An 8,347-nucleotide genomic window follows, 5' to 3' on the forward strand; every position below is an offset into this window, starting at 1 on the left:
CGGCGGCGCTGACTTCAAGCGGCGGGGAGGCGCGCGTGGACGTTTGGCTTCAGATTGGCGCTGGCCTGATTTTACTTGGGCTTGGCGGCGAGGGGGTGGTGCGCGGCGCGGTTGGCGTGGCGCGCAGGCTGGGCGTCTCGGAATTGCTGATCGGGCTCACGCTCGTGGGTTTTGGCACCTCGACCCCCGAATTGCTGACCAGCATCAGTGCGGCGTTGCGCGGATCCGACGGTGTGGCGGTCGGCAACGTCGTCGGATCCAACATCTCCAACATTCTTCTGATTGCCGCGCTGGCCGCGATCGCGTGGCCGATGGCTGTGTCGCGCGCGGCGGTGTTCCGCGATGGCTCCACGATGATCGCCGCGTCGATTGCGCTCGCCGCCTACGCCTTTTTCTTCTCCAGCATTGAGCGATGGACCGGCGCTCTCATGCTCGTGCTGCTCGCGGCCTACATCTGGTCGACCTGGCGGTTGGAGCGCGGTTCGCAGATTCCCTCAGCGGAAATGCACCGAGCGGAGAGCCACGCCTATGATCCAGCGCCGCCGTCCTTGTGGGTCTCGCTCCTGTTTGCTTTGGGCGGCATCGCGGTTTTGATCTTGGGCGCTGACCTTCTCGTGCAAGGCGCCGTGACGCTGGCGCGAAGCGCTGGGCTCTCCGAGACGGTGATCGGCCTCACGATTGTCGCGGTCGGCACCTCGCTGCCGGAACTCGTGGCCACGTTGGCGGCGGCGGCGAAGGGGCGGTCCGAAGTCGCGTTTGGCAACGTTGTGGGCTCCAACATCTACAACGTGCTCGGCGTGCTCAGCATGACGGCGATCATTCAGCCCGTATCGATCCCGGTTGATCTTCATCCTGTCGATTGGGTGGTGTTTGTGGCGTCGGCTGCGCTGTTGGTGCTGCACGCATGGACCGGGGCGCGCATCAGCCGGCGCGAAGGCGGTCTGCTGCTGGCGCTCTACCTGCTTTATATCGCCTATTTGGTCGGGCGGACGGGCGTATAAGCTTGGCGCCGCCCTTTGCCGGAGCTACCTCGCCCGCCATGACCGACACTCTCACGCAGCTCGGGAAGAGCGCGACCATCCCGGCAAGTCCGGACGAAGCGGTGCTCGAACGCGCGCCGAACCCACACAAGGGCGCGCTCTATCTTGCGCGTTTCACCGCGCCGGAATTCACCTCGATCTGCCCGGTGACGGGCCAGCCGGATTTCGGCGTGCTCGTGATCGATTACGCGCCGGCGGATTGGATCGTGGAATCCAAGAGCCTGAAGCTCTTCCTACAAAGCTTCCGCAATCACGGCGCCTTCCATGAGGATTGCACTGTGGGCGTGGCGAAGCGGATCGTGGACGCGATCAGCCCGACCTGGCTGCGCATTGGCGGCTATTGGAATCCGCGCGGCGGCATGCCGATCGATGTCTTCTGGCAAACGAGTGCACCGCCGGACGGGCTGTGGCTCCCCGACCAGGGCGTGCCGACATACCGCGCGCGCGGCTGAGCTATTTCAGCTGAAGTACAACAGGGCCTGACACTGGATCGGTGAGCCCAAGCCCTCCGCCCAAATCTTCAAGAGTGTCACGGAAGCCGTCGAGTGTGGCGACCATGTGCGGTCGCGCGGCGGCGAGGGAGTCCATGTCGCTCCACTCAGCGACGATGCAATAGGAATGATCGCCGGTCTTGATGATGTTGGCGTGGCGCAGGCCGGGCCAATTTCTCTCAACGCGCAAATGGGCGTCGAGGAAGTCTTTGTCCCGGCCCGGCTTCACCCGAAAGCGCACGGCGTTGAACGCAGTCATGACGCACCTCCTTGGGAAGAGGCGCTGGTTTGCGCTTATCGTTCCGTGCTTACAAGCGCGTTGGCGCGCTGAGGTTCAGAAGCGTGTAACGCGGCCTTCGGAAGTGGCGCGCACACGCTCGATCGCGGGCTCTCGGGCGGTGCCGAGATAGACGAAACCCGCAACCTGCTCGTGATCGGCAAGGCCAAGCGCTTTGCGCGCGCGCGCGTCGAACGCGGGCCATTCCGTGATCCACGCGCCAGCGAAGCCCATAGCGTGTGCGCCGAGCAAAAGTGCAAAGCACGCCGCGCCTGCCGACATGAACTGCTCCCATTCCGGCACTTTCGGCGAAGGTTTGGGCGAAGACACAACCATCACGCAACTCGGTGCGCGTAAGAAAATGCCACGCGCGGCGGCGAGCCTGGCGTCATCGACGCCTGCGTCGTTCGCGATCACTTGCGCCAGCGCTTCGCCAGCGCGTGCGCGGGCGTCGCCATCGATCACAACGAAACGCCACGGGCCGATCTTGCCGTGATCCGGCACGCGCGTAGAGAGCGCGATCAGCGCGTCGATCTGATCGGGCGACGGGCCGGGCTCGGCGAAGTGCGCGATCTTGGTGGAGCGGCGGCGCGCGAGCAGCGCCAGCATCGCGGCGTTCTCATTCACGGCGTTGACGGGTTCGTTCTCTTTGGGTGCGGCCGGAATAGCGGAAGCGGGAAGGGTCATATGGTCTCCGTGGCGCCGTTCGGCCGCGGCGGCTATGCATGGGATATGAGTGACACTTGGGAAGAAGACATTGATCCGTGGATCGTCAAGGGCGTCAGCCGCGCATTTGAGAATGCGTGGTTCGTCGTTGACAGCCATGCCGTCATTCACCCTCACGGCGCTGAAGGGATTTATAGCGTGGTGCGGCCGCGTCGCGTGGCGGTGGGCGTGCTCCCGATCGATGACGAAGGCTACGTGCATCTCGTCGGCCAATGGCGTTTTCCCCTGAAGCGCTATTCCTGGGAAATGCCGGAAGGCGGCGCCGATCCAGGCGAGGAGCCGCGCGCCTGCGCCGTGCGAGAGCTTAAGGAAGAGACGGGGCTCGTGGCCGGCGCGCTCGAGCCGATTCTGGAAATGGATATGTCGAACTCGTTTACCGACGAGATCGCCGTGGTGTTCCTCGCCACCGAACTTGAGGCGGGGGAGGCGCAGCCCGACCCGACCGAGGTGCTGAAGCGGCGTCGGGCGCCGTTTCTGGAGGTTCTGGATAAGGTCTCGTCAGGCTATATTCGCGATAGTCTGACGGTTGCGGCTGTCCTGCGGGCCCACCACATGGCGGTGACAGGGCTGTTACCAGACGCTTTGGCCAGGGAGATGCTGGGCCAGGGCCAGGGAGGAAGATGATGGCCGAAGCTCAGCCCCGCGTTTTCGAGGCGTCTGGCGGTGTGTGGTCGCAATTGCGCGTCGAGGCGATGCAGGCGGCGGCCGAGGAGCCCTTGTTGGCGTCCTATCTGCACGCGTCCATCCTGCACCACGACAAGATTGAAGACGCGCTCTCTTACCATTTGGCGCAAAAGCTCGGCCACGGCGATTTGCCGGCGCTGCAGCTGCGTGAAGTGATTCGCGAGGCCTATGCGGCGGACCCGTCGTTGGTAATTGCCGCGACGCGCGATATGCGCGTGGTGCGTGAGCGCGATCCGGCGTGCATGACATATCTACAGCCGTTCTTGTTCTTCAAAGGCTATGGCGGGTTGCAGGCCTATCGTATCGGGCATTGGCTGTGGACGCAGGAGCGCCACATCCTCGCCTATCACCTGCAGAGCCGTATCTCTGAACTCTTCGCCGTCGATATTCACCCGAACGCCAAGATCGGCGCGGGCGTGTTCATCGACCACGCGCATGGCATCGTGATCGGCGAGACGGCTGTCGTGGACGATGACGTGTCGATGCTGCACTCGGTAACGTTGGGCGGCACCGGCAAAGTCGGCGGCGATCGCCACCCGAAGATCAAGCGCGGCGTGATGATCGGCGCCGGCGCGAAAGTGCTCGGCAACATCACAGTCGGCGAAGATGCGCGCATCGCGGCGGGTTCCGTCGTGCTGAGCGATGTGGGCGCGCGCTGCACGGTGGCGGGCGTGCCGGCCAAGCCTGTGGGCGGACCGTGTTGTGAAGGCACGAAACCGGCCGAAGTGATGGATCAACGCATCGCGGATTGACGCCGCGACGCCGTGTCCGCTGACCGTGTTGGCGGATGCGGCTACCATCGCTTTGTGACTCGTTCGGCTCCCACGCCAGAGACGTTCGCCTATCGGCGCGATCCGCGCGTGCCGGCTTTTGACGATTCCCATCCGATCGTGATTTTCGACGGCGCGTGCGTGATGTGCTCGCGCTTCGTGCAACTTTTGTTGCGCGCCGATCGGCGCGGGCGCTTGCGTTTTCTGACGGCGCAATCGGAGCTCGGCCAAGCGCTCTACGCCCATTTCGGGCTGCGCGGCGATGTGTTCGATACCTACGTGTTGCTCGACGAGGGGCGGGCACGCGTGAAGTCGGACGCAGCGTTGCGAATATTCGCGTTGCTGGGCGCACCATACTCAGTGCTTGGCGCGGGGCGCGCGCTGCCGCGGATCTGGCGCGATGGCTTGTATGATTTTGTCGCGCGCAATCGGCTGCGTTGGTTTGGGCAGCGCGAGGTTTGCTATGCGCCGACGCCGGAGACGCGCGCGAGGTTTATCGCATGAGGCTGCTGATCGTTGGCGGATACGGCGTGTTCGGCGGGCGGATCGTCGAGTTGTTGGAGAGCGAGGCGCGGCTGACCATTGTCGTCGCGGGGCGCTCGGCGGCGAAGGGGGCGGCGTTTTGTACATCGCGCGGAGCGGTGAAGGCGAAGCTTGAGACGGCTGCTTTCGATCGCGACGGCGATTTGAGCGCACAATTGAAGCGCTTGTCGCCGGACGTCGTGATCGACGCGAGCGGGCCGTTTCAGGATTATGGCGCGGGCGCCTATCGCTTGGTGGAAGCCGCTATTGATGCGGGTGTGCATTATCTCGATCTGGCGGATGGCTCGGATTTCGTTGCGGGCGTCAGCGCCTACGATGCGCGTGCGAAAGCGGCGGGCGTGTATGTGCTCTCGGGCGTGTCGAGCTTTCCCGTGCTCACGGCGGCCGTCGTGCGTGTGCTGGCGCAAGACATGACGCGAGTGAAGGAGATCGTGGGCGGCATTGCGCCGTCGCCGTTCGCTGGTGTTGGTGAAAATGTGATCCGCGCGATTGCGAGCTATGCGGGCCAGCCCGTTGCGCGGCTTGGGCCGAACGTGAAGGTGATTGGCAGGCCGTTCACGCAGCAGCGCCGCTACACGATCGCGCCGCCGGGGCGAACGCCTTTGCGCAACACACTCTTCTCGTTGGTCGATGTGCCGGATCTGCGCGTGCTTTCGGAATTATGGCCGGAGGCGCAGCGTGTGTGGATGGGCGCGGGGCCGGCGCCTGAGGTGCTGCACCGCGCGCTCATATTTTGTGCGTGGCTGGTGCGGTTTGGGCTCGTGCGGACGCTCGCGCCGCTTGCGCCTTTGATGCATTGGGCGATGAACCGCCTGCGCTGGGGCGAACATCGCGGCGGTATGTTTGTCGAAGTGAAGGGCGTGGATGCGGGCGGTCGTGCGCGTGTGCGTTCGTGGCATTTGCTCGCCGAAGGCGCGGATGGCCCGTTCATTCCATCAATGGCGGCGCAGGCGATTGTACTGAAGCAGCTTGATGGCGATGCGCCGGCGCCTGGCGCGCGCGCTTGCGTGCGTGAACTGGAATTGGCGGATTACGAGCGCTTGTTTGCGGCCCGCATCATCTATTCGGGCTTTCGCGAGACGCAGGTGGCGGACGCGCCGCTCTATCAGCGCATTCTCGGCGATGCGTGGTCGGCGCTGTCGGAATCCGTGCGTGCAATGCACGATGGCGCACGTTTAGGCGAGGGGGTGGCGAGCGTGGAGCGGGGTTCAAATCCGTTCGCGTGGCTTGCGGGCGTGGCGATGAGTTTCCCGCCAGCGCACGCGGAAACGCCGGTGCGCGTGCATTTTGACGTCAGTTCACGCGAGGAGGTGTGGACGCGGACGTTCGGCGCGCATCGTTTCAGGAGCGCGCAATATGAGGGAAAAGGGCGCTGGAGGCGCTTGTTGGTTGAGCGTTTTGGTGCGCTTGAGTTTGCGATGGCGCTGGTGCGCGATGGCAAACGCTTGCGGCTGGTGATGCGGGCGTGGCGCGCGTTTGGCGTGCCGATGCCGCTATGGTTCGCGCCGCGTTCAGACGCGTACGAGACCGAAGAAGGCGGTGTTTTCCGCTTCTTTGTGGAGATTTCGCATCCGCTCGTCGGCTTGATCGTGCGCTATCGCGGATGGCTCAAGCCGGCCTAGAGCCATGAGAGTTCAAGCCGTTCGCCGTCGATCTGCACACCTTTCAAACGCGCGCGCCCGTCGCGGCCGATGGAAACGATGGCGTACGCGCGTGTGGGGCCGTCGAAGGTCTGATCGCGGAGGATGCGCTCAATGCGCAGCGCATCCGCCTGATTGATGTGGAAGCGATCGATGTTGAGGTCGAGCCCGATCGAACCGGGAAAAGCCTCTGTGCCGGGGCCAGCTTCAATAGGCTCTTGGCACATGAATGACGCTTTGACCGGCAGCGGGCCAACCAGTTGTGCGCGCTCCCGTGAGTCCGCGCCGCCGGCGACGCCGTAAATCTCGCCGCTACGTCGCGTTAGCGCGACCCACGCTTCATTTTGATTGGGCGGACAATGTTCGCCGGGGTCGAGGCGCTCGGTGATGTTGATCGCCACATAATGGCCGCTGAGGATCGAGCGCGGATCCATGGCTTCCATCGCCAGCAACACCTCTTGGCCGCCACGACGCGCCATGCCTTCATTGATCACAACACCGATCAGGATGAGCACGCAGACGAACGCAACGCTGGCGACACGAAGGAAAGGGCCGAATTTCATGCGGTCTTGTCCTTGCGTCGCAGTGCAAGGCCCGCGACCAGCGCGATGATCGAGCACAGCAGGAAGACGCCAGCCGAGGCGAGGAGATCGAGCCCGAGATCGGCGAGCAATGCGACGATCGCGAAGATCAAGCCGAGGACGCCGACGGTCGTGACAAGCGCGTGCCGATCAAAGCGGCCGAGCGCGAGCAAGCCGCCCGATGCGATGAGCCAGACAACGCGATGCGCGTAGCCCGCACTCGCGCTGCCTTCCGCGCCAAACCACGGCAGATAGCCGGCGATGGCGAAGAAGAGCGATGCGCCTGCGGCGAACCATCCGTAGAAAACGCCAGAAAACGGCCGCTCTTGATTGAAGAGCCAACGCGCGCCCGCAGCCATCGCGCCCATGAGGATTGAGAGGAAGAGGAACGTGCTGGCTTCCGCTTCCGAGCGTCCGCCGAACCAGCCGAAGCAATAGATGATCGCAAGCGCAGAAACGTGCGCGAGTGCAGTTGAGCCCCAACGCAAAGCGAGGAATGCGCCAAGCGGCGCTGCGACCAACATCCACGGCGCTTCGGACTCACTGCTCGCGAACCAATCGCCCGCAGCGAAATCACCCATCGCTGTGAAGACGAGCCCGACTGTTGCGGCGCCCGTTGAGCGACCAGCGATCGCAAGCGCAAACGCGGCGATCGCTGCGCCGTACGAAGCAGCGCGTGGATCGCCCGCGATGTCGAAGATCTGGCCAGTGAGACCAATGCTCGATGCGAAGATCAACGCAGCGATGGTGAGCAGAATGTTGGAGACGATTGCGCGCCCGCGCTCGCCGAACCATCCGCCAGCGCTGGCGAACGCGGCGAATGCGGCGATGATCAAACTGAAGCGCGCAAGCCGCGGGATCACATCCCAATTCGCGGCGACAAACGAAATCACGGCTATGCCGAGCAACACGCCGCCCACCCAGGCGAGCGCAGTCGCAGCATCAAGGCGGCGCGCGTCTGGCAACGTTGCGAGAATAGCGGCGCGTTTGTCGGCGGATACGAGATCCGCGGCGATCCAGCGATCGAGGTCAGCTTTGACGCGGTCTTTGTAGGACGCCATGCGTTTAGCTTAACGAGCAGAAAGGCGCCGGCAAGGCAGGTGTAATTGCTTGAAGCCCGCCAAATACGAGCGCATCCTCCTCTCCAAAGTTATGGGGCAAGGAGGAAAGCACCCATGCTGATCGCGCATGTATTACGCGACAAAGGGGCGGCCGTTCACACGTTGTCGGCCGAAGCCTCGCTCCACCATGCCGCACAAGAGCTCAACACACGCAAGGTCGGCGCGTTGGTGGTGATTGATCTGGAAGGTGAATTGGTTGGCGTGGTGTCCGAGCGCGATATTGTGCGGGAAGTCGCAAAACGCGGCGCGGACGCGATGCAGGAGACGGTTGGCGCGGTGATGACCCGTAAGGTCATTACGGCGGGCATGGACGAAACGATCGACGAATGCCTCGAGCGCATGACCGATCGGCGAATCCGTCATCTGCCTGTCATCGACGCCGGAAAGCTGGTCGGGATCATTTCGATTGGGGACCTGGTGAAGCACCGGATCGCCGCGGTCGAAGCTGAAGCAGCGGCGATGCAAGCCTACATC

11 protein-coding genes (1 of these 11 running past the window's edge) are annotated in these 8,347 nt (G+C 63.8%); 7 read left to right on the forward strand and 4 right to left on the reverse strand.

Translation table 11 applies throughout. From position 1 onward, the window contains the following. Positions 1 to 35: 35 nt before the first annotated feature. Positions 36 to 1,001, forward strand: a complete 966-nt coding sequence (locus tag EPJ54_RS00115) for a calcium/sodium antiporter (protein ID WP_239590678.1) — start codon at positions 36 to 38, stop codon at positions 999 to 1,001. Positions 1,002 to 1,039: 38 nt separating this feature from the next. Beyond that, a complete protein-coding gene (gene queF / locus EPJ54_RS00120; protein ID WP_135209658.1) occupies positions 1,040 to 1,492 on the forward strand; it encodes a preQ(1) synthase in 453 nt (150 codons plus the stop codon). Position 1,493: 1 nt separating this feature from the next. Here the strand turns inward: queF and EPJ54_RS00125 are convergent, their stop codons facing one another. Together EPJ54_RS00125 and EPJ54_RS00130 are read right to left on the reverse strand one after the other, a co-directional pair. Further along, a complete protein-coding gene (locus tag EPJ54_RS00125; RefSeq protein WP_135209659.1) occupies positions 1,494 to 1,790 on the reverse strand; it encodes an antibiotic biosynthesis monooxygenase in 297 nt (98 codons plus the stop codon). A gap of 75 nt (positions 1,791 to 1,865) precedes the next feature. After that, positions 1,866 to 2,495, reverse strand: coding sequence for a nitroreductase family protein (locus EPJ54_RS00130; protein WP_239590679.1), 630 nt, complete (start codon positions 2,493 to 2,495; stop codon positions 1,866 to 1,868). On the opposite strand from EPJ54_RS00130, the gene EPJ54_RS00135 reads away from it, so the two are divergent. The 4 genes from EPJ54_RS00135 to EPJ54_RS00150 are packed head-to-tail and all read left to right on the forward strand — an operon-like array spanning position 2,496 to position 6,153. After that, a complete protein-coding gene (locus EPJ54_RS00135; protein ID WP_239590680.1) occupies positions 2,496 to 3,158 on the forward strand; it encodes an NUDIX domain-containing protein in 663 nt (220 codons plus the stop codon). Further along, the gene (cysE, locus tag EPJ54_RS00140; protein ID WP_135211142.1) at positions 3,158 to 3,970 is read left to right on the forward strand and encodes a serine O-acetyltransferase; all 813 of its coding nucleotides are present in this window, start codon (positions 3,158 to 3,160) and stop codon (positions 3,968 to 3,970) included. The genes EPJ54_RS00135 and cysE overlap by 1 nt, the downstream gene beginning before the upstream one ends. A gap of 54 nt (positions 3,971 to 4,024) precedes the next feature. After that, on the forward strand, positions 4,025 to 4,492 hold the full coding sequence (locus EPJ54_RS00145; protein ID WP_239590681.1) for a thiol-disulfide oxidoreductase DCC family protein: 468 nt from the start codon (positions 4,025 to 4,027) through the stop codon (positions 4,490 to 4,492). Next, positions 4,489 to 6,153 (forward strand): saccharopine dehydrogenase family protein, encoded by a 1,665-nt coding sequence (locus tag EPJ54_RS00150; RefSeq protein WP_135209660.1) that lies wholly within the window; start codon positions 4,489 to 4,491, stop codon positions 6,151 to 6,153. Before EPJ54_RS00145 ends, EPJ54_RS00150 begins: the two co-directional genes overlap by 4 nt. Here EPJ54_RS00150 and EPJ54_RS00155 read toward each other — a convergent pair. After that, entirely contained in the window at positions 6,150 to 6,734 is a 585-nt protein-coding gene (locus EPJ54_RS00155) for a GDYXXLXY domain-containing protein (protein WP_135209661.1), read from the reverse strand. The two genes, EPJ54_RS00150 and EPJ54_RS00155, sit on opposite strands and share 4 nt — an antisense overlap. Next, entirely contained in the window at positions 6,731 to 7,813 is a 1,083-nt protein-coding gene (locus EPJ54_RS00160; protein WP_135209662.1) for a DUF2157 domain-containing protein, read from the reverse strand. Before EPJ54_RS00160 ends, EPJ54_RS00155 begins: the two co-directional genes overlap by 4 nt. A 114-nt stretch (positions 7,814 to 7,927) precedes the next feature. Here EPJ54_RS00160 and EPJ54_RS00165 point away from each other — a divergent pair, with 114 nt between their 5' ends. Beyond that, positions 7,928 to 8,347: the 5' portion of a CBS domain-containing protein gene (locus EPJ54_RS00165; protein WP_135209663.1), read on the forward strand. Its footprint extends 12 nt past the window's final position; 420 of the gene's 432 nt are visible here — the first part of the coding sequence; its start codon is at positions 7,928 to 7,930; the stop codon falls past the right edge of the window.

The organism is Vitreimonas flagellata, assembly GCF_004634425.1.
GTDB lineage: Bacteria > Pseudomonadota > Alphaproteobacteria > Caulobacterales > Aquidulcibacteraceae > Vitreimonas > Vitreimonas flagellata.

What these genes read in the sequence shown, in the direction of transcription:
- queF (WP_135209658.1), top strand. Translation starts at nt 1,040, where the DNA reads ATGACCGACACTCTCACGCAGCTCGGGAAGAGCGCGACCATCCCGGCA.
- EPJ54_RS00125 (WP_135209659.1), bottom strand. Translation starts at nt 1,790, where the DNA reads ATGACTGCGTTCAACGCCGTGCGCTTTCGGGTGAAGCCGGGCCGGGAC.
- EPJ54_RS00130 (WP_239590679.1), bottom strand. Translation starts at nt 2,495, where the DNA reads ATGACCCTTCCCGCTTCCGCTATTCCGGCCGCACCCAAAGAGAACGAA.
- EPJ54_RS00135 (WP_239590680.1), top strand. Translation starts at nt 2,496, where the DNA reads ATGGTCTCCGTGGCGCCGTTCGGCCGCGGCGGCTATGCATGGGATATG.
- cysE (WP_135211142.1), top strand. Translation starts at nt 3,158, where the DNA reads ATGGCCGAAGCTCAGCCCCGCGTTTTCGAGGCGTCTGGCGGTGTGTGG.
- EPJ54_RS00150 (WP_135209660.1), top strand. Translation starts at nt 4,489, where the DNA reads ATGAGGCTGCTGATCGTTGGCGGATACGGCGTGTTCGGCGGGCGGATC.
- EPJ54_RS00155 (WP_135209661.1), bottom strand. Translation starts at nt 6,734, where the DNA reads ATGAAATTCGGCCCTTTCCTTCGTGTCGCCAGCGTTGCGTTCGTCTGC.
- EPJ54_RS00160 (WP_135209662.1), bottom strand. Translation starts at nt 7,813, where the DNA reads ATGGCGTCCTACAAAGACCGCGTCAAAGCTGACCTCGATCGCTGGATC.